Raw genomic sequence first — 26891 nt, forward strand, 5'->3', positions numbered from 1 at the left:
TCCCGAAAGGGGCGGGCTTTTTCTGTAGACTTGAATTGCAGTGCCGCCTGCGCGATCTTGGAGGAAAGGGTTGCAGGGGGAATTATCATGCCGAAAGGGCGGAAAGTCGTCCAGCCCGTGAAGGGAGGTTGGGTCTCAAGGGATGCCACCACTGGTCGTTTCTCTGAGGTGCGAACTGAAAAAGGCAGCGTGAGCAAGATCACCAAAGCCACCTTCTACACGATCCAGGAAAGTTCGCAGCGGCGAAGCGCGGCACTTCAGAGGCTGGCAGATCGCTAGGTCGCATTACCGGGTCACCCTTGCCGATGCCATAGCCGCACATGATGAGGCATTGCGGTATGGCGGCAGGCCAGGGATCAGTAGCCTGCACTTGATCCAATCTGCTTTGGCACGACCATATTCCGGCTATCATCGCAGCATCTCTCGAAAGTCGGCAGCCTTGCTGCAGAGCATGGTTGGAAATCATGGATTCGTGGATGCCAATAAACGTACAGCTTGGCTTCTCGTAGAGCTATTGGTCGCGCGGAGCGGTTTCATGCTTGCAATTCCAGATGATGAACCCATCGATGATCTGGTCGTTGCTACAGCATCTGGCGATTTGTCTTTTGCCGATCTTGTGGATTGGTTCCAAGCACGGATATGGCGGCAAGACTAGGATGGGCCAAACTCGATAGGGTGATTTTCATGTCTGCAAGCGGCTACCCAAAGCTTGCATTGACCCGCCGCCTGCCTTGCCGCAGGATCGCGCTGTTGGAATTGCCGGATCAAGCCCATGTGCCAGATCTTCGCGGGGCAGCACCCCGACCGCTATGAAACCGTCACCCGCCGGCTGCGCCTGAACGGGCAATCGACCTCGATCCGGCTGGAACGGGCGTTCTGGCGCATCCTGGACGACATCGCCGCCCGGCAGGGCGTGACGACCCCCGCCTTCATTTCCAAGCTGCACGCCGAGGTGCTGGAACTGCATGGCGAGGCGCGGAACTTCACCTCGCTTCTGCGCTGCGCCTGCACGATCCACCTGGGCGAGGATCAGCACATCGCCCCCACCGCCATCGCCGCCGAATAAAAGCGGCATTGTAGTAATCCGTTACTACCCGGCCGGATTCGGCCCGTCCTAGACTGGTTCCCAGGAAGACAAGAAGGGAACCCCATGGCGAAATATGTCCATTCCATGATCCGCGTGCTGGACGAGGCGCGCTCGGTCGATTTCTATGACCGCTGCTTTGGGCTGAAGGTCGCCGAGCGCCTGGATTTCCCGGACTTCACGCTGGTCTATCTGGCGAATGGCGAAAGCGAGACGGAACTGGAACTGACCGTCAACAAGGGCAGGACCGAACCCTATGCCCTGGGCGACGGCTATGGGCACATCGCCTTTACCGTGGACGACGTGGATGCCCTGCACGCCCGGCTGGAATCCGAAGGCTTCGCGCCGCGCAAGCTGGTCGATTTCGCCCCCGGCGGCGAGGTGATCGCGCGGTTCTTCTTCATTGCCGATCCCGATGGCTATCAGATCGAGGTGATCCAGCGGGGCGGCCGCTACAAATAGCGTGCCCGAAGGGAAGGGGAGACCCAGGCGCGCAGACAAGGGGGGAGGAGAGAACATGACCCGATTGAACAAGCAGGGGCTGACCCGGCGCGCGCTTCTGTCGCGCGCGGTGGCGGCCGGGGCGCTGGCCGTGGCAGGACCGGGCTTCATCGCGGCACCCGACGCCGCCTGGGCCGTCGAAGTGACGGCGATCAGCGAACACGAGATGGCGACGCTTTTGCAGATGGCGCGCGACATCTATCCCCATGACCGGGTGGGGGACCGGTTGTATGCGGTGGCGATCAAGTCCTATGACGTGACCGAGCAGAAGGACATGGTGGCCGAAGGCATCGCCGCCCTGGACGAGGCCGCGAAGAAGGCCGGTTTCGACAACTACCTTGCCGCCGGGTGGGAAGATGACCGGGTCGCGATCCTCCGGTCGATCCAGGACACGCCCTTCTTCCAGACCATCCGGGGCGGGCTGGTGACGGGCCTTTATAACCAGAAGGATATCTGGCCGATCTTCGGCTATGAGGGCGAGTCCTTCTCGCATGGCGGTTACATCGACCGTGGCTTTGACGACATCGACTGGTTGTAGGGGGACAGCCACCATGGCAACGGCAGCGAAATTCGAACTGACCGACGACAGCGTGGTCGTCATCGTGGGCACCGGCGCGGGCGGCGGGGTGCTGGCCAACGAACTGGCGCAGAAGGGCGTCAAGGTCGTGGCCCTGGAAGCAGGCGGGCGCTACATGCCCGAGGATTACATCAACGACGAATGGGAAAGCTTCGGCCAGCTTGCCTGGACCGACCCGCGTACGACCAGCGGCGACTGGCGCGTGGCCAAGGACTTCAGCGGCTTGCCCGCCTGGATCGTCAAGGCCGTGGGCGGGACAAGCGTCCATTGGGCGGGCGCATCCCTGCGGTTCCAGGACCACGAATGGAAGGCGCTGTCCGCCTATGGCGCGGTCGAGGGGGCAAATCTGCTGGACTGGCCCCTGGACGCGGCCGAGATGGCCCCCTGGTACGACAAGGCCGAGGCCAAGCTGGGCGTGACCGGGGTCGGCGGGCGCGCGCGCCTGCCGGGCAGCAACAACTACAAGGTCTTTGAAAAGGGCGCGCTGGCGCTTGGCTACAAGGACGTCCATACCGGCAACATGGCGATCAACAGCGCCGATTATGACGGCCGGATGGCCTGCCAGCAGACCGGCTTCTGCTTCCAGGGCTGCAAATGGGGCGCCAAGTGGTCCAGCGCCTATACCGACATTCCGCGCGGCGAGGCGACCGGCAACCTCGAGGTGCGCGACCACGCCCATGTCGCGCGCATCCTGCATGACGACAGCGGCAAGGTGACGGGGGTCGAGTATTTCGACAAGGACGGCAACCTGCAGATGCAGAAGGCGCGGGTCGTCGCGGTGGCGGGCAACAGCTTCGAAAGCCCGCGCCTGCTGCTGAATTCGCACAGCAGCATGTTCCCGGACGGCTTGGCCAACAGTTCGGGCCAGGTCGGGCGCAACTACATGCGCCACACCACCGGATCGGTCTATGCCACATTCGAGCAGCCGGTGAAGATGTGGCGCGGCACGACCATGGCGGGCATCATCCGCGACGAGGCCAGGCATGACCCGTCGCGCGGCTTCGTCGGCGGCTATGAGCTTGAGACCCTGTCGCTGGGCCTGCCCTTCATGGCGGCCTTCCTGGATCCGGGCGGCTGGGGGCGCGAATTCACCACCGCGCTTGACAGCTATGCCAACATGGCCGGCATGTGGATCGTGGGCGAGGACATGCCCCAGGCCGAGAACCGCGTCACCCTATCCGAGACCGAGGACAAGTTCGGCCTGAAGGTCGCCAACGTCAACTTCAGCGACCACCCCAACGACATCGCCATGCGCAACCATGCCTACAAGCAGGGGCAGGCGATCTACAAGGCGGTGGGGGCGACGCGGACGCTGCCGACGCCGCCATATCCCTCGACCCACAACCTGGGCACCAACCGCATGTCGGAACGCCCCGAGGATGGCGTGGTGAACCGCAACGGGCGGGCGCATGACGTGCCGAACCTGTTCGTGTCGGATGGCAGCCAGTTCACGACCGGCGCGGCGGAAAACCCGACGCTGACCATCGTGGCCCTGGCGATCCGGCAGGCGGACCACATCGCCAAGGAAATGGCGGCGGGCAACGTCTGATCCCGGCGGCCTCCTGCGGCACCTGACAGGATCTGTCAGGGCCGGTGGCCCATGCTGCCAGGCAGGAGGTTCCGCCATGATCAACCCTGTCCTTATCTCTGGACGCGACCCGACGCGGCTGCTTCATGCTGCCGCGTCCGCCCCCGTCATTTTGACACCCGGTCCCAATGCCGCCTGCATCCTGGAACCGGGCATCGCGCCTGTTTGCTGCAAACGGGGGAAGGGGCGATGAAAACCTATCGCGGAAGCTGTTTCTGCGGCGCGGTCGCCTTTGAGGCGGACGGCGACCTGGCGGATGGGACGATGCGGTGCAACTGCCGCTTTTGCCGGAAGATGCGCTATTGGGAAATGCGGCTGCCCGATGCCGGGGGGCTGCGCGTGCTGCGCGGGCAGGACGCGCTTGCGGAAACGCCGCGAATGCAGGGTGACGGGGTGGACATGCGCCACGTCTTCTGCGGGCGCTGCGGGGCGCGGCTGTGGACGCGGGGCAACCTGGCCGAACTGGGCGGCGCCTTCACGATGCTCTTCGTCCCCGCCCTGGACGATGTCCCCGAGGCGGAACTGATCGCCGCCCCGGTCTTTCATGCGGATGGCGCGCATGACGACTGGTGGAACCAGGCCGCCGAGACGCGGCATCTGTGACGCCTGGTCTGCGACCGCCCCGCGCCCGGACCGGGCCGCCTTATTGCCCGTCCACGGCCGCCTGGTTGACCCCGCCCTCGGCGATGCGGGTCATGTGTTCGTCGCCCTCGCGCGTGCTGTCCAGGCATTCCTGCAGGGCGGCGCCGTCGTTGTCATGGCCCAGGCGGTTCGCGAAGGTCCGCACGCAGCCATAGCCCGCGATGGCGTAATGGGTCAGGCGCTGATACTGGGTGATGATGGCGGCGTCCTGGGTATCCTCGTCGCCGAAATCGGTCTCGATCGCGTGCTTGCGGGCCTCGGCCACCAGGCCCTCCATTCCCCGGCAATGTTCACCGGTGGGGTCGGTATCGTGCCTGCTGCAGATGCTTGCCAGGGTCTCCATCCCGCGGGCGATGCCCTGGTTCCCGGCGATCAGCGCCTCGGACAGTTCGCGCGACTTCGCCACGCGGCCCATTTCCGTGACGATGGCCATGGATTGCTTGCAGGCGGAATAGAGGTCTTTCAACTGGTGCAGGTAAAGATCGTTCAGGTTCTTGATCGCCATGATGCTGTCCTCTCAGGTGGCAGGCCTTTTCACCCTTGCAACGTGCGGCCTGTCGCATCGTTCCAGCGGCCCGCTTGACATGCGGCGCGGATGGGTCCAGCAAACGCACCCTTGCCCGGCCCCCTTCACGACATTCCGGTGATACCATGTTTTCGTGGTTCGAACGACGCATCGACCCTTACCCGACCGAGACCCCGGACATGCCGCCCCGGTCGCTGGTCCGGTTCGTCCTGTATTACAGCCAGGGCGCCATTCCCTGGCTGCTGCTGGTCGGCGTCAGTTCGGCCCTGATCGCCATCATCGAGGTCGTGCTGTTCGGCTGGCTGGGCGAGCTGATCGACCAGTTGGCGCAGGTGCCGCGCGACCAGTTCTGGGCTGCCCAAGGCGGTCGGCTGGTCTTCATGGCCGTGGTTCTGCTGGTGGTGCTGCCCGTTCTGCACCTGCTGGCGTCCCTGGTGCTGTACCAGGGTCTGATGGGCAATTTCCCGCAGCGCATCCGCTGGCGCGCGCATCGTTACCTGCTGCGCCAGTCGGTCGGCTATTTCCAGGACGAATTCGCGGGCCGCATCGCGCAACGGCTGATGCAGACGGCGCTTGCCGTGCGCGAGGTGGCGATGAAGGCCATGGATGTGGGCAGCTATGTTGTGATCTATTTCCTGGGCGCGCTGATCCTCGCGGCCAGCCAGGACTGGCGGCTGGCCTTGCCCTTCCTGGCCTGGGCCGCGGCCTATGGGATCATGCTGTGGCAAATCGTGCCGCGCCTGGGCCGGGTGGCGCAGGAACAAGCGGATGCACGGGCGCAGATGACGGGCCGCGTCGTGGACAGCTATACCAACATCGCCACGGTCAAGCTGTTCTCTCATTCCTCGCGAGAGGAGGGTTGGATGCGCGAGGGGATGGATGCCTTCCTGCGCACCGTTTACGCGCAGATGCGCCTGTCCAGCATCCAGGACATCGCGCTGAACACGATGAACGTGGTCCTGGTCGCCTCGGTCGCGGGGGTAGGGTTGTGGTTGTGGACCAATGGGGTGGTCGAGGTGGGCGCGGTGGCCGTGGCCGTTCCGCTGGCGCTGCGGCTGAACAACATGGCCCATTGGATCATGTGGGAATTCGCCGCCCTGTTCGAAAACATCGGCACGGTCCGCGACGGCATCTCCAGCCTTGCCCTGCCGCGCGAGGTGCGCGACGCCCCCGGCGCGCGGCCCCTGCTGCGCGGACCCGGCGCGGTGACCTTTGACAATGTCACCTTCCGCTATCGCGGGATCGAGGGCGCGCGGCCCATGGCGGTCCTGGACGACCTGACCCTGCATGTCGCGCCGGGCGAACGGGTGGGCCTGGTCGGCCGGTCGGGCGCAGGAAAATCGACGCTGATCAACCTGCTGCTGCGCTTTCACGATATCGAGGGCGGCCGCATCGCCATCGACGGGCAGGATGTGTCGAAGGTCACGCAGGACAGCCTGCGCGCGGCGATCGGCGTGGTGACGCAGGACAGTTCGCTTCTGCACCGGTCCGTGCGCGACAACATCGCCTATGGCCGCCCCGATGCCACCGATGACGAAATCGCCGCCGCCCTGCGCATGGCCGAGGCGCAGGACTTCGTGCCCCTGCTATCGGACAGCCAGGGCCGGCGCGGGCTTGACGCCCATGTCGGCGAACGCGGGGTCAAGCTGTCGGGCGGGCAGCGCCAGCGCATCGCCATTGCCCGCGTCGCGCTGAAGGACGCGCCGATCCTGATCCTGGACGAGGCGACAAGCGCGCTCGACAGCGAGGCCGAGGCCGCGATCCAGTCCCGCCTGGACGTGCTTATGGCGGGCAAGACGGTGATCGCCATCGCCCACCGCCTGTCCACCATCGCCGCCATGGACCGGCTGATCGTGATGGACGGCGGCCGCATCATCGAACAGGGCAGCCATGCCGACCTGCTGGCACGGGGCGGCCTTTACGCGCGCCTGTGGGCGCGGCAGTCGGGCGGCTTCCTGGCGGAGGATGTGGAGGGCTAGGCGCGTTTCCCCGCTTGACGGCACCCGCGCCAGATCCTATCAGACGCTCACTGCAGGGGTTTAGCTCAGTTGGTAGAGCATCGGTCTCCAAAACCGAGGGTCGTGGGTTCGAGTCCCCCAACCCCTGCCAGTCCTTCCGACATCATCGCAGGCTTTCGCGCGCCAACGCCGCGACCAGGTCGGTGCGCGTGACGATGCCGACGATCCGGTCGCCTTCCAGCACCGGGACGGCGTCGGTATCGCTGGACGCCAGGGGCGGCAGCAGCGCGGCGATGGGCGTGTCGGGCCGGGCCGTCGGAAGCCGGTCCCCCATCACGTCGGCGGCGCGCAGGTCGTGTCCGACCCGCGACAGCCGGCCGTCGGGGCGGAAGCGCGCATGGGCGCGGGCGATCAGGTGCAACTGGAAGATCACCCCCAGGTAACGTCCCTCGGGGCCGACCACGGGCAGCGACGTGAAGCCGTGGCGCGAGAACAGGGCCGCGATCTCAAGCATGGGGGTGTCGGGCGCCACCGTGACCAGATCGCGCGACATGATGTCGCCCGCCGTCTGCGCCTTGGTGCGGTGACTGGCGGCCTGCATCTCGGCCGCGGCCAGCAGGCGGGCCAGATCCTCGACCCCCAGGTTCAGCGACTGGTTATAGCGGACCAGGATCCGCGACAGCTCGTCCTCGGTCAGGCCCAGGCGCTCGGGCGGAGGGGGGTCGGCGGTGCCGCTGGGGTTCGGCTCTCCGAACTGGCGGAAGGGATAGCGCCGGCCGGTCGCATGGGCATAGATCACCGCGATCCCCACCAGCAGCGCGGTGCCGACCGCCACGGGCATGAAGGCGAAGCCCAGGCCCAGGGGCGCGATCCGGTCCGCGCCGATGGCGACCGTCATGGCCACCGCGCCCCCCGGCGGATGCGTCGCCCGGCACAGCGCCATCGCCATGATCGCCGTCCCGACCGAAACCGGCACCGCGATCAACGGATCCTCGGCCACGCGGCAGACCAGCAGCGCGACAAGGGCCGACAGGGTGTTTCCCACCACGGCGGGCCAAGGCTGCGCCAAGGGGCTGTTCGGCGCCGCGAAGATCAGGACCGAGGTGGCCCCGAACGGCGCGATCAGATAGATCCCCAGCCACAGGTCCGGTGCGATGGTGAAGGCCAGCCCCGCGGCAGCCGCCAGCCCGATCAGCGCGCCGATGCCCGCGCGCAGCGCCTCGGTCGCGGGAACGGCGGCCGTGGACGGGCCAAGCGCGCGAAGGCGGGAATGTCCCGCCCGGTCAACAAGGATCCGCAACTCTGGCCCCTTCCTTCTGCCGCACCGAGCCATAGGAACAAGGCGCGACGCCTGCAAGGCATGGGTGCGGCTAATGCGACCTTCAGGGGCGGCCCCGGCGGCTTGCGGCGGGTGGGCATTGCGTTGCGCATGAAGGAAATGGATGCGGAAGGATGGATATACTTCCCGAAACGCATCAACAGACGGATGCGGCGAAAAAGATACTTCGTCGCCTACACCGTCCACGGTACGCCGCAGGATCTGACCCTGGTCCAAGGCATGTTCGCCCGCGATGACGCCACCAAGAAGGAATTCGAGAAATGGGCCGTCAGCCGGATCGACGCGCAGGCTTGGCCGACAGGCAAGAAGAGCGCTGACGGCGGCATCGACGGTCGGCTGCCCTTCGGCAAGACGAACGTGGCCCTTGTCAGCGTCGAGGGCGGCAAGGACTGGCAGCGCAACCACATCGACCAACTCCGCGCCGTGATCGACCGCGAAAAGGCCGACATCGGCGTCTTCCTCACCCTGCATGAACCGATCGCCCCATGAAGGCCGACGCGGCGGGTGCGGGGCAGTCCGCGCTTGACGGCTTCGATCCCGTGCCGCGCATCCAGATCGTCACGGTCGAGAAGGCGATGACCTTGCGCGAACGTGCGGTGAAGATCCCGCTGGCCGGCACCGATGTCTTCCGCAAGCCCGCGCGAGAGGTGGATGCGGCCCGGCAGTTCGGGCCGGATCTGCAAGGCAGGCTTGAATCGGAACCCGGTCGCGGCTACATGGGCCACTGATTTCCGCGAAGGAGCCTGCCCGTGGCCACCAATCCCGTCCAGTTCATCAACCAGGTCCGCGCCGAGGCCGCCAAGATCACCTGGCCCACCCGGCGCGAGGTGGTCACGACGACCATCATGGTGCTGATCCTGGCCGCGATCTTCAGCATCTTCTTCTCGCTGGTGGACCTGGCGATCCGCTTCGGGATCACCGAAGGGCTGCGGCTGATCAGCAACTGATCGGGCTTGCATTTTCCGGCCAAGGGGGGTATCTGCCCCGAACTGTCCGGCAAGACGGCGTGCATCGAATGGGGTTGCGCGCCGCTTTCAATTTGGCGGAAGCAATGGAATTCAAGGGTTTGCCGGGGCCGTCCAGGTGATTCCCTTCTGACGAACAGGGGTTTGATCGAACATGGCAAAGCGTTGGTATTCGGTCAGCGTCCTGTCGAACTTCGAAAAGAAGGTCGCCGATGCGATCCGCCAGGCCGTCGCTGAAAAGGGCTTGGAGGAGCAGATCGACGAGGTTCTGGTCCCGACGGAGGAAGTGATCGAAATCCGCCGCGGCAAGAAGGTCACGTCCGAACGCCGCTTCATGCCCGGCTATGTGCTGGTCCACATGGAGATGTCGGACCGCACCTATCACCTGGTGAACTCGATCAACCGGGTCACGGGCTTCCTGGGCGCGCAGGGCAAGCCCCAGCCGATGCGCGACGACGAAGTGAACGCGATGCTGAACCGCAGCGGAACGGGCGAGGCTGCGGCCCCGCGCAACCTGATCCGCTTCGAGATCGGCGAAAAGGTCAACGTGACCGACGGGCCGTTCGACGGCTTCTCGGGCATGGTCGAGGAGGTGGACGAGATATCGTCCCGCCTGAAGGTCACGGTGTCGATCTTTGGCCGGCCCACGCCGGTCGAACTGGAATTCACGCAGGTGTCGAAAGCCTCGTGATCGTCTGCGGGAGGCTGGATGCCGCACCGCTAAGTCGGCCTGCACCGCAGGCGTGATGAAAAGGAGAAGGCCCTATGGCCAAGAAAGTTGTCGGCAGCCTCAAGCTGCAAATCAAGGCGGGCCAAGCCAACCCGTCGCCCCCCGTCGGCCCGGCCCTGGGTCAGCGCGGCATCAACATCATGGCGTTCTGCAAGGAATTCAACGCCAAGACCCAGGAAATGGAACAGGGCGCCCCCGTTCCCGTCGTGATCACCTATTACGCCGACAAGTCGTTCAGCTTCGAAACGAAGACGCCCCCCGCGTCCTTCCTGCTGAAGAAGGCCGCTGGCCTGAAGCCGGTCGGCAAGCGCAACCGCGCCAAGGGTTCGGACAAGCCGGGCCGTGCGGTCGCCGGCACCGTGACCGTCAAGCAGGTGCGCGAGATCGCCGAAGCCAAGATGAAGGACCTATCGGCCAATGACGTCGATCAGGCGATGAAGATCATCCTCGGCTCGGCCAAGTCGATCGGTATCGAGGTGAAAGGCTAAGCCATGGCGAAGATTTCCAAGAAAAAAGCCGCCGCCCGTGCCCAGTTTGAAGGCAAGGTCAACCTGACGGTCGAGGACGCGATCACCCTGGTCAAGGGCGCCGCGTCCGCCAAGTTCGACGAAACGGTCGAGATCGCGCTGAACCTGGGCGTCGATCCGCGCCACGCCGACCAGATGGTCCGCGGCGTCGTGACGCTGCCCGCCGGCACCGGCAAGGACGTCCGCGTCGCCGTCTTCGCCCGCGGTCCCAAGGCTGACGAAGCCAAGGCCGCCGGTGCTGACATCGTCGGCGCCGAGGACCTGATGGAGACGATCCAGTCCGGCAAGATCGAGTTCGACCGCTGCATCGCGACGCCGGACATGATGCCGCTGGTCGGCCGCCTGGGCAAGATCCTCGGCCCCCGCAACCTGATGCCGAACCCCAAGGTCGGCACCGTGACGGTTGACGTGAAGGCCGCCGTGGAAGCCGCCAAGGGCGGCGAGGTCCAGTTCAAGGCCGAAAAGGCGGGCGTCGTCCATGCTGGCATCGGCAAGGTGTCCTTCGACAACGACAAGCTGGCCCAGAACCTGCGCGCCTTCGTGGACGCGGTCAGCCGGGCCAAGCCCTCGGGCGCGAAAGGGACCTACATGAAGAAGGTCTCGATCAGCTCGACCATGGGGCCGGGCGTGTCGGTGGACGTGGCCTCGGCGACGGCCAACTGAGAATTGCCAGCCTGCGGGCTGGGAATGGCGGGGCGAAAGCCGCCCCGTCCTGTCCGAGACGGAGGGTGCCGGGGTAACCTGGCTTAATGTCCTTCCTGAGATGGGGAAGCATTTTTCCGAAGGATTCCTTCGGGTGATCTTGCCCTAGCGGACCCGACCTGCCTTCGGGCAGGAAAAGTGAGAGCCGGGGGGAAACCCCCAACTTGGAGTGAAACCGTGGATAGAGCACAAAAAGAACAGGTGGTCGAAGAACTCGGCCAGATCTTTGAAAGCTCTGGCGTCGTGGTGGTTGCCCACTACGAGGGGATGACGGTTGCACATATGCAGGACCTCCGCGCGCGCATGCGCGAAGCGGGTGGTTCGGTTCGCGTTGCCAAGAACAAGCTCGCCAAGATCGCCCTGGAAGGTAAGCCTTGCGCAAGCATCGCCGACTACCTGACGGGCATGACCGTGATCACCTATTCGGAGGATCCGACCGCTGCCGCGCGGATCGCCGACAAGTATGCCAAGGACAACGATCGTTTCGTGATCCTGGGCGGTGCTATGGGTGACTCGGCCCTGGATCCGGCCGGTGTGAAAGCCGTCGCCTCGATGCCGTCGCGTGAAGAGCTGATCGCTCAGATCGTGTCCTGCCTCGGTGCGCCTGCCTCGAACATCGCCGGTGCCATTGGCGCGCCTGCAAGCAACATCGCGAGCATCCTCACGACCCTCGAGGAACGTGAGGCTGCGTAAGCAACCCTCTCCCTGCGTGTGGTTGAAAACCCGACGTTGGAACACTAACTGAAAGAACGGAAAAATGGCTGATCTGAAACAACTCGCCGAACAAATCGTTGGCCTGACCCTGCTGCAGGCTCAGGAACTGAAAACCATCCTGAAGGACGAATACGGCATCGAGCCGGCTGCCGGTGGCGCCGTCATGATGGCTGGCCCGGCCGCTGGCCCGGCTGAAGCCGCCGAAGAGAAGACCGAATTCGACGTCGTCCTGGTCGACGCCGGCGCCAACAAGATCAACGTGATCAAGGAAGTGCGCGGCATCACCGGCCTGGGCCTGAAAGAAGCCAAGGACCTGGTGGAAGCCGGTGGCAAGGTGAAGGAAGGCGCTTCCAAAGCCGACGCCGAGGAAATGAAGAAGAAGCTCGAAGCGGCTGGCGCCAAGGTCGAGCTGAAGTAATCGGCCTTTCTGGCTGATCGGAAAAGGGCAGGGTCCGGGATTTCCCGGTCCCTGCCGAACCTGTCTTGAAGGGCGGTCTGGGTCAGACATTCCTTCAGGGCATGTTCAAGGTTCGGGAGCCGGGCGGTGGGACGCACGGCACGAATGGAACCTTACCCCCTGCATTCGTAGGCCCGTGTCCTGGGTGCCCCGACCAGGACCGCGCGCGAAGACGAAAGGTGACAAGACCCCATGGCGCAATCCTATGTCGGCCAGAAGCGTATCCGGCGCTATTACGGCAACATCCGCGAAGTGCTGGAGATGCCGAACCTGATCGAGGTTCAGAAATCCTCCTACGACCTGTTCCTGAACTCGGGTGAGGGCACCGGCCATCACGACGGCGAAGGCATCCAGGGCGTTTTCCAGTCGGTCTTCCCGATCAAGGATTTCAACGAGACCGCGACGCTGGAATTCGTGAAGTACGAATTGGAACGGCCGAAATACGACGTGGACGAATGCCAGCAGCGCGACATGACCTATGCCGCGCCGCTGAAGGTGACGCTGCGCCTGATCGTGTTCGATGTCGATGAAAACACCGGCGGAAAATCGGTCAAGGACATCAAGGAACAGGACGTCTTCATGGGCGACATGCCCTTGATGACCCAGAATGGCACGTTCATCGTGAACGGGACCGAGCGCGTGGTCGTGTCCCAGATGCACCGCAGCCCCGGCGTGTTCTTCGACCACGACCGCGGCAAGACCCATTCCTCGGGCAAGCTGCTGTTCGCCTGCCGGATCATTCCCTATCGCGGGTCGTGGCTGGACTTCGAATTCGACGCCAAGGACCTGGTCTTCGCGCGCATCGACCGCCGCCGCAAGCTGCCCGTGACGACGCTGCTCTATGCCTTGGGCATGGACCAGGAAGGCATCATGGACGCCTTCTATGAAACCGTGGACTATACCCTGCGCCGCGAGGGCCGGTCGCAGGGCTGGGTCACGCGCTTCTTCCCCGAACGCGTGCGCGGCACCCGTCCGTCCTATGACCTGGTCAACGCCGACACCGGCGAGGTCATCACCAAGGCCGGCGACAAGGTCACACCGCGCCTGGTCAAGAAACTGCAGGAATCCGGCGATGCGCTGAACCTGCTGGTTCCGTTCGAACGCATCATCGGCCGCTTCGTCGCCAAGGACATCGTCAACGACACCACCGGCTTCATCTATGCCGAGGCGGGTGACGAGATCACGGCCGAATACAACCGCGACGGCGACCTGAATGGCGGTCTGCTCAAGGTGCTGCTGGACAATGGCATCACCGAGATCCCGGTGCTGGACATCGACCATGTCAATGTCGGTCCCTATATCCGCAACACCATGGCCGCCGACAAGAACATGAGCCGCGAAGGCGCGCTGATGGACATCTATCGCGTCATGCGCCCGGGCGAGCCGCCCACCGTCGAAGCCGCGCAGACGCTGTTCAACAGCCTGTTCTTCGACAGCGAACGCTATGACCTGTCCGCCGTGGGCCGGGTCAAGATGAACATGCGCCTGGATCTGGACGCGCCGGACACCCAGCGGACCCTGCGCCCCGAAGATATCGTGGCCTGCGTTCGCGGCCTCGTGGAACTGCGCGACGGCAAGGGCGAGATCGACGACATCGACCATCTCGGCAACCGCCGGGTCCGTTCGGTGGGCGAGCTGATGGAGAACCAGTACCGTGTCGGCCTGCTGCGCATGGAGCGTGCCATCCGCGAGCGCATGTCGGGCGTCGAGATCGACACCGTCATGCCGCAGGACCTGATCAACGCGAAACCGGCGGCGGCGGCGGTTCGTGAATTCTTCGGCAGCAGCCAGCTGTCGCAGTTCATGGACCAGACCAACCCCTTGTCCGAAGTGACGCACAAGCGTCGCCTGTCGGCCCTCGGGCCGGGCGGTCTGACGCGCGAACGCGCGGGCTTCGAGGTGCGCGACGTTCACCCGACCCATTACGGCCGGATGTGCCCGATCGAGACGCCGGAAGGCCAGAACATCGGCCTGATCAACAGCCTTGCGACCTTCGCCCGCGTCAACAAGTACGGCTTCATCGAGACGCCCTACCGCAAGGTGATCGACGGTCAGGTGACCGACGAGGTCGTGTACATGTCCGCGACCGAGGAGATGCGTCACACGGTGGCCCAGGCCAACGCGACGCTGGACGCCGACGGTCGGTTCGTCGATGAACTGATCTCGACTCGCCAGGCGGGCGACTTCACGCTGAACCCGGTCGATGCGATCGACCTGATCGACGTGTCGCCCAAGCAGCTTGTGTCGGTCGCCGCCGCGCTGATTCCGTTCCTGGAAAACGACGACGCCAACCGCGCGCTGATGGGTTCCAACATGCAGCGTCAGGCGGTTCCGCTGCTGCGGGCCGAGGCGCCGTTCGTCGGCACCGGCATGGAAGCGACCGTTGCCCGCGACTCGGGTGCCGCCATCATGGCACGCCGGGGCGGCGTCATCGACCAGGTCGATGCGCAGCGTATCGTCGTGCGCGCGACCGAAGGTCTGGGTGCGGGCGACGCGGGCGTGGACATCTATCGCCTGCGCAAGTTCAAGCGTTCGAACCAGTCCTCGACCATCAACCAGCGTCCGCTGGTCAAGGTGGGCGAAAAGGTCGTGGGCGGCCAGGTCATCGCTGACGGTCCCTCGACCGACCAGGGCGAACTGGCGATCGGCCGCAACGTGGTCGTGGCCTTCATGCCCTGGAACGGCTACAACTACGAGGACTCGATCCTGATCTCCGAGCGGATCCACCGCGACGACGTGTTCACCTCGATCCATATCGACGAATACGAAGTGGCGGCCCGTGACACGAAGCTGGGGCCGGAAGAAATCACCCGCGACATCCCCAACGTCGGCGAGGAAGCCCTGCGCAACCTCGACGAGGCCGGCATCGTCTATATCGGCGCCGAGGTCGGGCCGGGCGACATTTTGGTGGGCAAGATCACCCCCAAGGGCGAAAGCCCGATGACGCCGGAAGAAAAGCTTCTGCGCGCCATTTTCGGCGAAAAGGCGTCCGACGTGCGCGACACGTCCCTGCGCCTGCCGCCGGGAGCTTACGGGACCATCGTGGAAGTCCGCGTCTTCAACCGTCACGGTGTGGATAAGGACGAACGCGCCCTGCAGATCGAGCGCGAGGAAGTCGAGCGTCTGGCCCGCGACCGGGACGACGAACAGGCGATCCTGGACCGCAACATCTATGCGCGCCTGAAGTCGCTGATCCTGGGCAAGACCGCCGTGAAGGGGCCGAAAGGTGTCAAGGCGAATTCCGAGATCAACGAGGAGCTGCTGGGCACGCTGTCGCGCGGCCAGTGGTGGCAGCTTGCCGTCAGCGAGGAAGACACCGCCAAGGAAGTCGAGGCGCTGAACCATCAGTATGACGCCCAGAAGAAGGCCCTCGAGGCCCGCTTCGAGGACAAGGTCGAGAAGGTCCGTCAGGGCGACGACCTGCCGCCGGGCGTGATGAAGATGGTCAAGGTCTTTGTCGCCGTGAAGCGCAAGCTGCAGGCGGGCGACAAGATGGCCGGCCGCCACGGCAACAAGGGCGTCGTGTCCAAGGTCGTCCCGATCGAGGACATGCCGTTCCTGGCGGACGGCACCCCGGTCGATCTGGTTCTGAACCCGCTGGGCGTGCCGTCGCGCATGAATGTCGGCCAGATCCTGGAAACCCACATGGGTTGGGCATCGCGCGGTCTTGGCATCAAGATCGACGAGGCTCTCGAGGACTATCGCCGCAACGGCGATCTGACCCCGGTTCGGGAAGCCATGAAGATCGGCTATGGCGACGACATGTATGCCGAGACCTTCGAGGGCATGGATGACGATCTGCTGGTCGAACACGCCAACACGGTCCGCACCGGCGTTCCGATCGCCACGCCCGTCTTCGACGGCGCGAAAGAGGCGGACGTGAACGACGCGCTGACGCGCGCGGGCTTTGACACCTCGGGTCAGTCCGTGGTCTTCGACGGCCGCACGGGCGAGCAGTTCTCGCGCAAGGTGACGGTGGGCATGAAGTATGTCCTGAAGCTGCACCACCTTGTCGATGACAAGATGCACGCGCGTTCGACCGGGCCGTACAGCCTCGTCACGCAGCAGCCGCTGGGTGGCAAGGCGCAGTTCGGTGGCCAGCGTCTGGGTGAGATGGAGGTCTGGGCGCTGGAAGCCTATGGCGCCGCCTATACCCTGCAGGAGATGCTGACGGTCAAGTCGGACGACGTCGCGGGCCGGACCAAGGTCTATGAGTCGATCGTCAAGGGCGACGACAACTTCGAGGCCGGCGTGCCGGAGTCGTTCAACGTGCTGGTCAAGGAGGTCCGGGGTCTGGGCCTCAACATGGAACTCCTGGATGCGGAGGAGGACGAGTAACGGTGCGTGCAAGCACGCACCCTACCATGCCGTAGGGTGCGTGATCCTCACGCACCGTCTCTCCCCCGCGCCCTTTCATTAGGAAAAAAGAATGAACCAGGAACTTGCCACCAATCCCCTGAACCCGCTGGCCCCGCCGCGGCAGTTCGATGAAATCAAGATCTCGCTGGCCTCGCCCGAGGAAATCCTCGCCTGGTCCTATGGCGAGGTGAAGAAGCCCGAGACGATCAACTATCGCACGTTCAAGCCGGAACGTGACGGTCTGTTCTGCGCGCGCATCTTCGGTCCGATCAAGGACTATGAATGCCTTTGCGGCAAGTACAAGCGCATGAAGTATCGCGGCCTCGTCTGCGAGAAATGCGGCGTGGAAGTCACGCTGCAGAAGGTCCGGCGCGAGCGCATGGGCCATATCGAACTGGCCGCCCCGGTGGCGCATATCTGGTTCCTGAAGTCGCTGCCGTCCCGCATCGGCCTGATGCTGGACATGACGCTGCGCGATCTGGAACGGATCCTGTATTTCGAGAACTATGTCGTCATCGAGCCGGGCCTGACCGACCTGACCTATGGCCAGTTGCTGACCGAGGAAGAATTCCTCGACGCGCAGGACAACTATGGCGCCGACGCCTTCCAGGCGGATATCGGGGCCGAGGCGATCCGTGCGATGCTGGCGAACATCGACCTGCAGGCGACCGCCGACCAATTGCGCGAGGACCTCAAGGAGGCCACGGGCGAGCTCAAGCCCAAGAAGATCATCAAGCGCCTGAAGATCGTCGAAAGCTTCCTGGAATCCGGCAACCGCCCGGAATGGATGGTGCTGACCGTGATCCCGGTCATTCCGCCGGAACTGCGTCCGCTGGTTCCGCTGGATGGCGGCCGCTTCGCGACCTCGGACCTGAACGACCTGTATCGTCGCGTCATCAACCGCAACAACCGCCTGAAGCGCCTGATCGAGCTTCGCGCGCCCGACATCATCGTGCGCAACGAAAAGCGAATGCTGCAGGAATCGGTCGATGCGCTGTTCGACAACGGCCGTCGCGGCCGCGTCATCACCGGGAACAACCGTCGCCCGCTGAAGTCGCTGTCCGACATGCTGAAGGGCAAGCAGGGCCGCTTCCGCCAGAACCTTCTGGGCAAGCGCGTGGACTTCTCGGGCCGCTCGGTCATCGTGACGGGTCCAGAACTGAAGCTGCACCAGTGCGGCCTTCCCAAGAAGATGGCCTTGGAACTGTTCAAGCCGTTCATCTATTCGCGGCTTGAGGCGAAGGGGCTTTCCAGCACCGTCAAGCAGGCGAAGAAGCTGGTCGAGAAAGAGCGTCCCGAGGTCTGGGACATCCTCGACGAGGTGATCCGCGAGCATCCGGTTCTGCTGAACCGCGCGCCCACGCTGCACCGTCTGGGCATCCAGGCTTTCGAGCCGATCCTGATCGAGGGCAAGGCCATCCAGCTTCACCCGCTGGTCTGTTCTGCCTTCAACGCCGACTTCGACGGCGACCAGATGGCCGTGCATGTTCCGCTGTCGCTGGAAGCGCAACTGGAAGCGCGCGTGCTGATGATGTCCACGAACAACGTGCTGTCGCCCGCCAACGGCGCGCCGATCATCGTGCCGTCGCAGGACATGGTTCTGGGCCTGTATTACGTCTCGATGCAGCGCGATGGCATGAAGGGCGAAGGCATGGCCTTTGCCAACGTGAACGAGGTCGAGCACGCCCTTGCCGCAGGCGAGGTGCATCTTCATGCCAAGATCACGGCCCGCATCAAGCAGATCGACGAGAACGGCAACGAGGTCGTCAAGCGCTATGAAACCACGCCAGGCCGAGTCCGGCTGGGCGCGCTCTTGCCGATGAACGCCAAGGCGCCCTTCGAACTGGTCAACCGCCTGCTGCGCAAGAAGGACGTGCAGCACGTCATCGACACCGTCTACCGCTACTGCGGCCAGAAGGAATCGGTGATCTTCTGCGACCAGATCATGGGCCTGGGCTTCCGCGAGGCCTTCCGTGCCGGCATCAGCTTCGGCAAGGACGACATGGTGGTGCCCGACAACAAGTGGACCATCGTCGAGGAAGTCCAGGAGCAGGTGAAGGAGTTCGAGCAGCAGTATCTCGACGGCCTGATCACCCAGGGCGAGAAGTACAACAAGGTCGTCGATGCCTGGTCGAAGTGCAACGACCGCGTCACCGACGCCATGATGTCCACCATCTCGGCCACCAAGAAGGACGAGACGGGCGCCGAGATGGAGCCGAACTCGGTCTATATGATGGCGCATTCGGGTGCGCGGGGTTCGACCAACCAGATGAAGCAGCTGGGCGGGATGCGCGGGCTGATGGCCAAGCCTTCGGGCGAGATCATCGAGACGCCGATTATCTCGAACTTCAAGGAAGGCCTGACCGTTCTTGAATACTTCAACTCGACCCACGGCGCCCGGAAGGGTCTGTCGGATACCGCGTTGAAGACCGCGAACTCGGGCTATCTGACCCGTCGTCTGGTTGACGTGGCGCAGGACTGCATAATCCGCGAACACGACTGCGGCACCGAGCAGGCGATCACGGCATCCGCCGCCGTGAACGACGGCGAGGTCATCAGCCCGCTGTCCGAACGCGTGCTGGGCCGCACCGCGGCCGAGGACGTGCTGGTTCCGGGCGAGGACGAGATCATCGTCCGCGCGAACGAGGTGATCGACGAACGCAAGGCCGACGCCATCGAGGCGGCGGGCGTGCAGACCGTGCGCATCCGTTCGGCCCTGACCTGCGAATCCGAGGATGGGGTCTGCGCGCTGTGCTATGGCCGCGACCTGGCCCGCGGCACGCTGGTCAACATCGGCGAGGCTGTCGGCATCATCGCCGCGCAGTCGATCGGCGAACCGGGCACCCAGCTGACGATGCGGACCTTCCACATCGGCGGCATTGCCCAGGGTGGTCAGCAGTCGTTCCAGGCCGCCTCGCACGAGGGCACGGTCCAGTTCCGCAACGAAAACATCCTGGCCAACGCCAATGGCGAACAGGTCGTGATGTCGCGCAACATGCAGTTGCTGATCCTGGACGACCAGGGGCAGGAGCGCGCCAGCCACAAGCTGTTCTACGGCTCGAAGCTGTTCGTGAAGGAAGGCGAGCGTGTCATCCGCGGCGCCAAGCTGTTCGAATGGGATCCCTATACCCTGCCGATCATCGCCGAAAAGGCGGGCATCACGAAGTTCGTCGACCTTCTCTCGGGGATTTCGGTCCGCGACGAGACGGACGACGCGACCGGCATGACGCAGAAGATCGTGACCGATTGGCGTTCCGCGCCGAAAGGCAACGACCTGAAGCCCGAGATCATCATCATGGATGAGAACGGCGAACCGGTGCGCAACGAACAGGGCAACCCGATCAGCTATCCGATGTCGGTGGACGCGATCCTGTCGGTCGAGGACCAGCAGGAAATCCGCGCGGGCGACGTGGTGGCGCGTATTCCGCGGGAAGGCGCACGGACCAAGGACATCACCGGGGGTCTTCCCCGCGTGGCCGAACTGTTCGAGGCCCGTCGTCCCAAGGACCACGCGATCATCGCCGAGATCGACGGCTATGTCCGCTTCGGCAAGGACTACAAGAACAAGCGCCGCATCACCATCGAGCCGTCGGAAGACGGGGTGGATGCCGTCGAATACATGGTGCCGAAAGGCAAGCACATCCCGGTGCAGGAAGGCGACTTCGTGCAGAAGGGCGACTATATCATGGACGGCAACCCGGCCCCGCACGACATCCTGCGGATCATGGGGATCGAGGCGCTTGCGGACTATCTGATCGACGAGGTGCAGGACGTCTATCGACTGCAGGGTGTGAAGATCAACGACAAGCACATCGAGGTGATCGTTCGCCAGATGCTGCAGAAGATCGAGATCACCGACAGCGGCGACACCACCCTTCTGAAGGGCGAGCATGTCGAGCGCGACGAGTTCGAGGAAGAGAACGCCAAGATCGAAGCCAAGGGTGGCCGCCCGGCCACCGGGGAACCTGTGCTGCTGGGCATCACCAAGGCCAGCCTGCAGACCCGCAGCTTCATCTCGGCCGCATCGTTCCAGGAAACGACCCGCGTGCTGACCGAAGCCGCCGTTCAGGGCAAGCGCGACAAGCTGCTTGGCCTGAAGGAGAACGTCATCGTCGGCCGGCTGATCCCGGCGGGCACGGGCGGGGCCACCGCCCGCATCCGCCGCATCGCGACCGAGCGCGACAACGAGGTGATCGAAGCCCGCCGGGCCGAGGCCGAGTCTGCCGCCGCCCTGATCGCGCCGGCCTTCGAGGACAGCGGATCGGACGTGATGGCCGATCTGCCCGAGAACCGCGACGAGTGATCGGTTCGACATGACATGAAAAAGGCCCGGCAGCGATGCCGGGCCTTTTGCCGTTCCGGGATGCAGTTCAGGCCAGGGTTTCAGGCATAGAGCATCGCAAGGGCGGGCATCCAGGCGGTGAACACGCCGCTGGCCAGGGTCGCGGCGGCGGCGGTTTTCTCAAGCGGCCGACCAAGCGCCAGCAAAAGGAAGTAGAGAAACCACAGCCCCGCCCATCCGGCCCAGCAGAGGCCCAGCCACAGCGTCATCGGATCGCCGGCGTGGCGCAGCGTGACCACGGCCTCGGGCAGAACCGTGATCGCCACAAAAAGACTGAACCAGCCCAGGCCGCGCCCGTCCGAGCCTGTCAGGCGGTTCATCCCCACCCACAGATAGGTCAGGCTGAACAGCAATGTCAGGGCCGCCCCCTTGACGGCGCCCGGCGTGTCGGCACCGGCCATGGTCAGGACCGCGACGGTTCCGGTGATGAATGCCGTCGCAAGGTTGATGACCACGATTTCCCTGTCCGAGATGCGGTTCATCATCCACAGCCCGTTAAGGGTCAGAACCGCGCCGACGAAAAGAAGCGAGAGTGGAAGCAGCATCCGAAATTCCCAAGATCTGACCGGCCCCAAATGGGCGCAGCCTGTTCCCGTCCCGCCTTAGGACAATGCCGCGTCAGGGGTTATGCAGAACTGTCCCAGACAGAATATCGCGGGAGTTTAAAATGCGATGCGCCGCAGCCGACTGTATCGGCTTGCGTATCCTGCAAAAATTCGCTTGCCCGGCCCGGTATCAATGCCTAACGGGGAAGCACATTCCTGTTGTGGATCCCGCCATGCGCACCCCGATCCTGTCTCCCAGCCGTCGCGTCCGGCCTGCTTCGGTCCGGCCGCTGCCGCATCAGTCAGGCGACAACCTGCATGGCGCGCTGATCATGACGCTGTGCATGGTGGCTTTCGGGCTGAACGACACGGTGATGAAGTTCGTGGCCCAGGACATGCCGCTTTACCAGGCAATCGCCTTGCGCGGGATCTTCGTGATGGCCTTCATCGCGGCAGTCGCGCCCCGCCTGGGGGGCCTGCACCTGCGGATCCGCAAGGGCGCCCGAAGGCCGATGATGGTGCGCACCTTCGGCGAAATCGCCTCGACCATCCTGTTTCTCAATGCCTTGCAGAACATGGCCATGGGCGATCTTTCCGCGATCATGCAGGCGCTTCCGCTGGTGGTGATGGTGGCGGCCGCGCTGTTCTTCGGGGAAACCCTGGGCTGGCGTCGCGTGGGCGCGGTGATCGCCGGCTTTGGGGGCGTTCTTCTGATCCTTCGGCCGGGGGGCGAGGTCTTCGGGCCCTGGGCAGTCGTTGCCGTGGGGGCGATGGCAATGGTCGCCCTGCGCGACCTGGCGACACGCAACTTCGGCGGCGACATCACCTCGGCAACGATCGCCTTCTATGCGGCGGCAGGGGTGACGCTGGTGGGCCTGGTGATCAGCCTGTGGCAGGGCTGGGTGATGCCCAGCCTGTCGCAGATCCTGCTGCTGCTGATGGGCAGCGGCTTTCTGACGGTGGGTTATGTCAGCGCCGTGGCCTCGATGCGGGTGGGCGAGATGTCCTATGTCGCGCCCTTCCGCTATACCTCGCTGCTGGTCGCGATCCTGATGGGGCTGATCGTCTTTGGCGAATGGCCCGACCTGTGGACCTGGGCAGGATCGAGCCTGGTGGTTGCGGCGGGCATCTATACCATCTGGCGCGAGGCGCAGATCGGCAGGGCACGCTGATGCGGGTGCAGATGCTGGGCTTGTGCCGGTTTTCCTATCTGGGCTTGCGCGGCTATCAGAAGGACCATTCCAGCATCGAGGAGCGACGGGCCTTCCTGTATGACCCTGACCGCCTGGCGCGGCGATGGCAGTGGTTCACCACGCTGGCGCTGCCGGGATGGCTGGCCCAGACGGATCCCGATTTCACGCTGGTCGTCATGACCGGCCCGGACTTGCCACAGCCCTATCTGTCCGGGCTGCAGGCCCTATCGCGGGTCAATCCCTGGCTGCGACTGGAACTGGTGCCGCCGATGGATCGCCACCTGGAGGCCTGCCTTGCGGCAATCGCGCCCCATGTCGATCCCCAAGCCGATGTCGTGGGCCATTTCCGCCATGACGATGACGATGCGGTGGCCCTGGACTATGTCGCCACGGCGCGACGGGACTTCGCGGCGGTGCAGGCCCTGTGGCAGGCCGAGGGGCGGCTGTCGCTGGATCATTCGCGCGGGCTGATGCTGCGCGCCGGGGCAGGGGGCGCCGACTTCGTCCCGCGGATCGCGCATAACATGGGGGTCGCGCTGACCATCTTCCTGCGTCCGGACGCGGAAAAGACCGCGCTGCATTTCAACCATACCAGGCTGCCGATGTGGATGCCGTGCGTTTCGGTCACGCGGCCGCTGATGTTCATCCGGTCGATCCATGCCGACAGCGATTCAGGCGACATGGGACCCGGCCTGCCCTGGGAGATCGCGCCCGACGCCCTGGACCGCCAATTGTCCCGCCGCTTCGGGCTGGACCGCGCGGTTCTGGACGACCTCGCCAAGGCCGTGTCCCGCAAGGACAGCGCCGGCCGGTCTTGTTGACAGCCCCGGCGATTCCCCATATACGCCGCACACCCGCCGGGAAACCGTTCGGGGACCAGAACCTTTCGCGGTCACGATCCGGGCCTTTAACTGCCTCGATCCTCTGGAATTTTTCCCTCCACCCCGGAATCCGGGGCAGGAAGGGTTTGGCATTTCGCGATTCGCGCGGAATGCCGTCGAGAAGCGGCGCAGCAGGTTTTGCTGCGAGTATTGACAGAGCAAGACGGGGAACCGAATGCCGACGATCCAACAGCTGATCCGCAAGCCGCGGCAGCCGCGTGTGCAGCGATCCAAATCGATGCACCTGCAGGGCTGCCCGCAGAAACGCGGTGTCTGCACGCGCGTCTATACCACGACGCCGAAGAAACCGAACTCCGCTATGCGCAAGGTGGCCAAGGTCCGCCTGACGAATGGCTTCGAGGTCATCTCCTACATCCCGGGCGAAAAGCACAACCTGCAGGAACACAGCGTCGTGCTGATCCGCGGCGGCCGCGTGAAAGACCTTCCGGGTGTCCGTTACCACATCCTGCGCGGTGTGCTGGATACCCAGGGCGTCAAGGATCGTCGCCAGCGTCGTTCGAAATACGGCGCCAAGCGTCCGAAGTAAGGAGAGACATCCATGTCCCGTCGTCACGCCGCTGAAAAGCGCGAAGTCCTGCCCGACGCCAAATTTGGCGATCGCGTGCTGACCAAATTCATGAACAACCTGATGGTTGACGGCAAGAAATCCGTCGCCGAGCGCATCGTCTATTCGGCCCTGGACCGCGTCCAGTCGCGCCTGAAGCGCGAGCCGATCGAGGTTTTCCACGAAGCCCTCGACAATGTGAAGCCCTCGGTCGAGGTGCGTTCGCGCCGCGTCGGCGGTGCCACCTACCAGGTTCCGGTCGAGGTCCGTCCGACCCGCCGCGAGGCCCTGGCGATCCGCTGGCTGATCGATGCGTCCAAGAAGCGCAACGAAAACACGATGGAAGAACGCCTTGCCGGTGAACTGGCCGATGCCGTGAACGGCCGTGGCACCGCCGTCAAGAAACGCGAAGACACGCACAAGATGGCCGACGCCAACAAGGCGTTCAGCCACTACCGCTGGTAAGGCGAAAGGATCCAGACCATGGCACGCGAATATCAGCTTCAGCGTTATCGCAACTTCGGCATCATGGCCCACATCGATGCCGGCAAGACGACCACGACCGAACGCATCCTTTTCTATACGGGCAAGAACCACAAGATGGGCGAAACCCACGAGGGTGCGTCCACCATGGACTGGATGGAACAGGAACAGGAACGCGGCATCACGATCACGTCTGCCGCGACCACCACGTTCTGGCAGCGCCAGGAAGACCCGACCACCGAAGGCACCTCGGAAACGAAGTACCGCTTCAACATCATCGACACGCCGGGCCACGTTGACTTCACCATCGAGGTCGAGCGTTCGCTGGCCGTTCTGGATGGCGCGATCTGCCTTCTGGACGCCAACGCCGGTGTCGAGCCCCAGACGGAAACGGTGTGGCGCCAGGCCGACCGCTACAAGGTTCCGCGGATCGTCTTCGTCAACAAGATGGACAAGATCGGCGCGGACTTCTTCAACTGCGTCCGCATGATCAAGGACCGCACCGGCGGCACCCCGTGCCCGATCGCCCTGCCGATCGGCGCCGAGGACAAGCTGGAAGGCATCGTCGATCTGATCAAGATGGAAGAATGGGTCTGGAAGGGTGAAGACCTTGGCGCCAACTGGGTTCGCCAGCCGATCCGTGACGAACTGAAGGATCTTGCCGACGAATGGCGTTCGAACCTGATCGAACTGGCCGTCGAGCAGGACGACACCGCCATGGAAGCCTATCTGGAAGGCAACGAGCCTGATGAGGCGACCCTGCGCAGCCTGATCCGCAAGGGCACGCTGTCGCTGTCCTTCTTCCCGGTCACCGCCGGTTCCGCCTTCAAGAACAAGGGCGTGCAGCCGCTGCTGAACTCGGTCATCGACTTCCTGCCCTCGCCGTTGGACGTGCCGGCGCTGATGGGCTTCGCCCCCGGCGACGAGACGGAAACCCGCAACATCGAGCGTTCGGCCGATGACGCGCAACCCTTCTCGGGTCTGGCGTTCAAGATCATGAACGACCCCTTCGTGGGCTCGCTGACCTTTACGCGGATCTATTCTGGCCAGCTCAAGAAGGGCGACCAGATGCTGAATGCGACCAAGGGCAAGCGCGAGCGCGTCGGCCGCATGATGATGATGCACGCCATCAACCGCGAGGAAATCGACGAAGCCTTCGCGGGCGACATCATCGCGCTGGCGGGTCTGAAGGAAACCACCACGGGCGACACGCTTTGCGATCCCGCCAAGCCGGTGGTTCTGGAAACGATGACCTTCCCGGATCCGGTGATCGAGATCGCTGTGGAACCCAAGTCGAAGGCCGACCAGGAAAAGATGGGCCTTGCCCTTCAGCGTCTGGCTGCCGAAGACCCGTCCTTCCGCGTCGAAACCGATCTGGAATCGGGCCAGACCATCATGAAGGGCATGGGCGAACTTCACCTCGACATCCTGGTCGACCGCATGAAGCGCGAGTTCAAGGTCGAGGCGAATATCGGCGCCCCGCAGGTGGCTTACCGCGAGACGATCAGCCAGCCGGCCGAGATCGACTATACGCACAAGAAGCAGACCGGCGGCACCGGCCAGTTCGCGCGCGTCAAGCTGGAAATCACCCCGACCGAGCCGGGCGAGGGTTATTCCTTCGAAAGCCGCATCGTCGGCGGCGCGGTTCCGAAGGAATACATCCCGGGTGTCGAGAAGGGCATCAAGTCGGTCATGGACTCGGGTCCGCTGGCGGGCTTCCCGGTGATCGACTTCAAGGTCGCGCTGCTGGACGGTGCGTTCCACGACGTCGACTCCTCGGTCCTCGCGTTCGAGATCGCCTCGCGCGCCGCAATGCGCGAAGGGCTGCGGAAAGCCGGCGCGAAGCTGCTGGAACCGATCATGAAGGTCGAGGTGGTGACGCCCGAGGAATACACGGGTTCGATCATCGGCGACCTGACCAGCCGTCGCGGCATGGTCCGGGGGCAGGACAGCCGCGGCAACGCGAACGTCATCGACGCCTTCGTGCCGCTGGCCAACATGTTCGGCTATATCAACAACCTGCGCTCGATGTCCTCGGGCCGCGCGGTGTTCACGATGCAGTTCGACCATTACGAGGCCGTGCCGCAGAACATCTCGGACGAGATCCAGAAGAAATACGCCTGACCGGCGGGGCGGGGCCTTGGTCCCGCCCGTATCCCCCTGAATTGATGAATTGAGGAATCCTGCGCTATGGCAAAGGCAAAGTTTGAACG

The 26891-nt window shown here is 64.2% G+C and carries 26 protein-coding genes and 1 tRNA gene; 23 read left to right on the top strand and 4 right to left on the bottom strand.

The features are described from left to right. A partial coding sequence (locus CK944_RS23770) for a hypothetical protein (RefSeq protein WP_205049091.1) occupies window positions 1-212 on the bottom strand: 212 nt, incomplete at its 3' end. Between the two features lie 158 nt (window positions 213-370). On the opposite strand from CK944_RS23770, the gene CK944_RS17900 reads away from it, so the two are divergent. The 6 genes from CK944_RS17900 (at window position 371) to CK944_RS17925 (ending at window position 4353) form a co-directional block, all read left to right on the top strand. Then, window positions 371-655 carry a type II toxin-antitoxin system death-on-curing family toxin gene (locus CK944_RS17900; RefSeq protein ID WP_158248058.1) on the top strand — a complete coding sequence of 95 codons (285 nt, stop codon included), beginning with the start codon at window positions 371-373 and terminating at the stop codon, window positions 653-655. Between the two features lie 117 nt (window positions 656-772). Further along, a complete protein-coding gene (locus CK944_RS17905; RefSeq protein WP_103174445.1) occupies window positions 773-1066 on the top strand; it encodes a ribbon-helix-helix domain-containing protein in 294 nt (97 codons plus the stop codon). A gap of 84 nt (window positions 1067-1150) precedes the next feature. Next, the gene (locus CK944_RS17910) at window positions 1151-1546 is read left to right on the top strand and encodes a VOC family protein (RefSeq protein ID WP_103174446.1); all 396 of its coding nucleotides are present in this window, start codon (window positions 1151-1153) and stop codon (window positions 1544-1546) included. A 55-nt stretch (window positions 1547-1601) separates the two neighbouring features. Continuing rightward, entirely contained in the window at window positions 1602-2123 is a 522-nt protein-coding gene (locus CK944_RS17915; RefSeq protein ID WP_103174447.1) for a Twin-arginine translocation pathway signal, read from the top strand. Between the two features lie 13 nt (window positions 2124-2136). Next, window positions 2137-3711 carry a GMC family oxidoreductase gene (locus CK944_RS17920; protein WP_103174448.1) on the top strand — a complete coding sequence of 525 codons (1575 nt, stop codon included), beginning with the start codon at window positions 2137-2139 and terminating at the stop codon, window positions 3709-3711. Between the two features lie 228 nt (window positions 3712-3939). Then, window positions 3940-4353 (top strand): GFA family protein, encoded by a 414-nt coding sequence (locus tag CK944_RS17925; RefSeq protein ID WP_103174449.1) that lies wholly within the window; start codon window positions 3940-3942, stop codon window positions 4351-4353. A gap of 40 nt (window positions 4354-4393) precedes the next feature. On the opposite strand, the gene CK944_RS17930 is transcribed toward CK944_RS17925, so the two are convergent. Next, window positions 4394-4897, bottom strand: coding sequence for a DUF892 family protein (locus tag CK944_RS17930; protein WP_103174450.1), 504 nt, complete (start codon window positions 4895-4897; stop codon window positions 4394-4396). 146 nt (window positions 4898-5043) lie between these two features. On the opposite strand from CK944_RS17930, the gene CK944_RS17935 reads away from it, so the two are divergent. Beyond that, a complete protein-coding gene (locus tag CK944_RS17935; protein WP_103174451.1) occupies window positions 5044-6897 on the top strand; it encodes an ABC transporter ATP-binding protein in 1854 nt (617 codons plus the stop codon). A gap of 54 nt (window positions 6898-6951) precedes the next feature. Further along, window positions 6952-7027: transfer RNA gene (locus tag CK944_RS17940), tRNA-Trp, on the top strand. Window positions 7028-7039: 12 nt separating this feature from the next. On the opposite strand, the gene CK944_RS17945 is transcribed toward CK944_RS17940, so the two are convergent. Beyond that, the gene (locus CK944_RS17945) at window positions 7040-8176 is read right to left on the bottom strand and encodes an HPP family protein (protein WP_229665419.1); all 1137 of its coding nucleotides are present in this window, start codon (window positions 8174-8176) and stop codon (window positions 7040-7042) included. Between the two features lie 186 nt (window positions 8177-8362). On the opposite strand from CK944_RS17945, the gene CK944_RS17950 reads away from it, so the two are divergent. The 10 genes from CK944_RS17950 (at window position 8363) to rpoC (ending at window position 20972) form a co-directional block, all read left to right on the top strand. Further along, window positions 8363-8704, top strand: a complete 342-nt coding sequence (locus CK944_RS17950) for a restriction endonuclease (protein WP_146038701.1) — start codon at window positions 8363-8365, stop codon at window positions 8702-8704. Further along, window positions 8701-8943 carry a hypothetical protein gene (locus CK944_RS17955; RefSeq protein ID WP_103174454.1) on the top strand — a complete coding sequence of 81 codons (243 nt, stop codon included), beginning with the start codon at window positions 8701-8703 and terminating at the stop codon, window positions 8941-8943. Before CK944_RS17950 ends, CK944_RS17955 begins: the two co-directional genes overlap by 4 nt. Before the next feature lie 21 nt (window positions 8944-8964). Further along, a complete protein-coding gene (gene secE / locus CK944_RS17960) occupies window positions 8965-9162 on the top strand; it encodes a preprotein translocase subunit SecE (RefSeq protein ID WP_103174455.1) in 198 nt (65 codons plus the stop codon). Between the two features lie 172 nt (window positions 9163-9334). Next, on the top strand, window positions 9335-9871 hold the full coding sequence (gene nusG, locus CK944_RS17965; protein WP_103174456.1) for a transcription termination/antitermination protein NusG: 537 nt from the start codon (window positions 9335-9337) through the stop codon (window positions 9869-9871). Between the two features lie 74 nt (window positions 9872-9945). Then, the gene (gene rplK / locus CK944_RS17970) at window positions 9946-10398 is read left to right on the top strand and encodes a 50S ribosomal protein L11 (RefSeq protein ID WP_103174457.1); all 453 of its coding nucleotides are present in this window, start codon (window positions 9946-9948) and stop codon (window positions 10396-10398) included. Between the two features lie 3 nt (window positions 10399-10401). Then, a complete protein-coding gene (gene rplA / locus CK944_RS17975; RefSeq protein WP_103174458.1) occupies window positions 10402-11100 on the top strand; it encodes a 50S ribosomal protein L1 in 699 nt (232 codons plus the stop codon). Between the two features lie 216 nt (window positions 11101-11316). Further along, window positions 11317-11832, top strand: coding sequence for a 50S ribosomal protein L10 (gene rplJ / locus CK944_RS17980; protein ID WP_103174459.1), 516 nt, complete (start codon window positions 11317-11319; stop codon window positions 11830-11832). Between the two features lie 64 nt (window positions 11833-11896). Then, the gene (rplL, locus tag CK944_RS17985; protein ID WP_103174460.1) at window positions 11897-12271 is read left to right on the top strand and encodes a 50S ribosomal protein L7/L12; all 375 of its coding nucleotides are present in this window, start codon (window positions 11897-11899) and stop codon (window positions 12269-12271) included. A gap of 231 nt (window positions 12272-12502) precedes the next feature. Then, entirely contained in the window at window positions 12503-16648 is a 4146-nt protein-coding gene (gene rpoB, locus CK944_RS17990; protein WP_103174461.1) for a DNA-directed RNA polymerase subunit beta, read from the top strand. A gap of 91 nt (window positions 16649-16739) precedes the next feature. Then, window positions 16740-20972, top strand: coding sequence for a DNA-directed RNA polymerase subunit beta' (gene rpoC / locus CK944_RS17995; protein WP_103174462.1), 4233 nt, complete (start codon window positions 16740-16742; stop codon window positions 20970-20972). An 80-nt stretch (window positions 20973-21052) separates the two neighbouring features. Here rpoC and CK944_RS18000 read toward each other — a convergent pair whose 3' ends face one another. Continuing rightward, complete coding sequence (locus tag CK944_RS18000) at window positions 21053-21556, bottom strand: AmiS/UreI family transporter (RefSeq protein ID WP_103174466.1); 504 nt, start codon at window positions 21554-21556, stop codon at window positions 21053-21055. A 233-nt stretch (window positions 21557-21789) separates the two neighbouring features. Between CK944_RS18000 and CK944_RS18005 the strand changes: the two genes are divergently transcribed. The 5 genes from CK944_RS18005 (at window position 21790) to fusA (ending at window position 26802) form a co-directional block, all read left to right on the top strand. Then, window positions 21790-22728, top strand: a complete 939-nt coding sequence (locus CK944_RS18005; RefSeq protein ID WP_103174467.1) for a DMT family transporter — start codon at window positions 21790-21792, stop codon at window positions 22726-22728. Continuing rightward, the gene (locus tag CK944_RS18010; protein ID WP_103174463.1) at window positions 22728-23570 is read left to right on the top strand and encodes a glycosyltransferase; all 843 of its coding nucleotides are present in this window, start codon (window positions 22728-22730) and stop codon (window positions 23568-23570) included. The genes CK944_RS18005 and CK944_RS18010 overlap by 1 nt, the downstream gene beginning before the upstream one ends. Window positions 23571-23805: 235 nt before the next feature. Beyond that, window positions 23806-24177 (top strand): 30S ribosomal protein S12, encoded by a 372-nt coding sequence (rpsL, locus tag CK944_RS18015; RefSeq protein WP_042252808.1) that lies wholly within the window; start codon window positions 23806-23808, stop codon window positions 24175-24177. Window positions 24178-24189: 12 nt separating this feature from the next. Beyond that, the gene (rpsG, locus tag CK944_RS18020) at window positions 24190-24660 is read left to right on the top strand and encodes a 30S ribosomal protein S7 (protein WP_103174464.1); all 471 of its coding nucleotides are present in this window, start codon (window positions 24190-24192) and stop codon (window positions 24658-24660) included. 18 nt (window positions 24661-24678) lie between these two features. Beyond that, window positions 24679-26802, top strand: coding sequence for an elongation factor G (gene fusA / locus CK944_RS18025; protein WP_103174465.1), 2124 nt, complete (start codon window positions 24679-24681; stop codon window positions 26800-26802). Window positions 26803-26891: the final 89 nt, after the last annotated feature.

It is taken from the genome of Paracoccus sp. SY (genome assembly GCF_002901215.1).
GTDB lineage: Bacteria > Pseudomonadota > Alphaproteobacteria > Rhodobacterales > Rhodobacteraceae > Paracoccus > Paracoccus acridae.

Coding starts and splice junctions, on each gene's coding strand:
- CK944_RS17905 (WP_103174445.1), top strand. CDS start 773: ATGTGCCAGATCTTCGCGGGGCAGCACCCCGACCGCTATGAAACCGTC.
- CK944_RS17910 (WP_103174446.1), top strand. CDS start 1,151: ATGGCGAAATATGTCCATTCCATGATCCGCGTGCTGGACGAGGCGCGC.
- CK944_RS17915 (WP_103174447.1), top strand. CDS start 1,602: ATGACCCGATTGAACAAGCAGGGGCTGACCCGGCGCGCGCTTCTGTCG.
- CK944_RS17920 (WP_103174448.1), top strand. CDS start 2,137: ATGGCAACGGCAGCGAAATTCGAACTGACCGACGACAGCGTGGTCGTC.
- CK944_RS17925 (WP_103174449.1), top strand. CDS start 3,940: ATGAAAACCTATCGCGGAAGCTGTTTCTGCGGCGCGGTCGCCTTTGAG.
- CK944_RS17930 (WP_103174450.1), bottom strand. CDS start 4,897: ATGGCGATCAAGAACCTGAACGATCTTTACCTGCACCAGTTGAAAGAC.
- CK944_RS17935 (WP_103174451.1), top strand. CDS start 5,044: ATGTTTTCGTGGTTCGAACGACGCATCGACCCTTACCCGACCGAGACC.
- CK944_RS17950 (WP_146038701.1), top strand. CDS start 8,363: ATGCGGCGAAAAAGATACTTCGTCGCCTACACCGTCCACGGTACGCCG.
- CK944_RS17955 (WP_103174454.1), top strand. CDS start 8,701: ATGAAGGCCGACGCGGCGGGTGCGGGGCAGTCCGCGCTTGACGGCTTC.
- nusG (WP_103174456.1), top strand. CDS start 9,335: ATGGCAAAGCGTTGGTATTCGGTCAGCGTCCTGTCGAACTTCGAAAAG.
- rplK (WP_103174457.1), top strand. CDS start 9,946: ATGGCCAAGAAAGTTGTCGGCAGCCTCAAGCTGCAAATCAAGGCGGGC.
- rplA (WP_103174458.1), top strand. CDS start 10,402: ATGGCGAAGATTTCCAAGAAAAAAGCCGCCGCCCGTGCCCAGTTTGAA.
- rplL (WP_103174460.1), top strand. CDS start 11,897: ATGGCTGATCTGAAACAACTCGCCGAACAAATCGTTGGCCTGACCCTG.
- rpoB (WP_103174461.1), top strand. CDS start 12,503: ATGGCGCAATCCTATGTCGGCCAGAAGCGTATCCGGCGCTATTACGGC.
- rpoC (WP_103174462.1), top strand. CDS start 16,740: ATGAACCAGGAACTTGCCACCAATCCCCTGAACCCGCTGGCCCCGCCG.
- CK944_RS18000 (WP_103174466.1), bottom strand. CDS start 21,556: ATGCTGCTTCCACTCTCGCTTCTTTTCGTCGGCGCGGTTCTGACCCTT.
- CK944_RS18005 (WP_103174467.1), top strand. CDS start 21,790: ATGCGCACCCCGATCCTGTCTCCCAGCCGTCGCGTCCGGCCTGCTTCG.
- CK944_RS18010 (WP_103174463.1), top strand. CDS start 22,728: ATGCGGGTGCAGATGCTGGGCTTGTGCCGGTTTTCCTATCTGGGCTTG.
- rpsL (WP_042252808.1), top strand. CDS start 23,806: ATGCCGACGATCCAACAGCTGATCCGCAAGCCGCGGCAGCCGCGTGTG.
- rpsG (WP_103174464.1), top strand. CDS start 24,190: ATGTCCCGTCGTCACGCCGCTGAAAAGCGCGAAGTCCTGCCCGACGCC.
- fusA (WP_103174465.1), top strand. CDS start 24,679: ATGGCACGCGAATATCAGCTTCAGCGTTATCGCAACTTCGGCATCATG.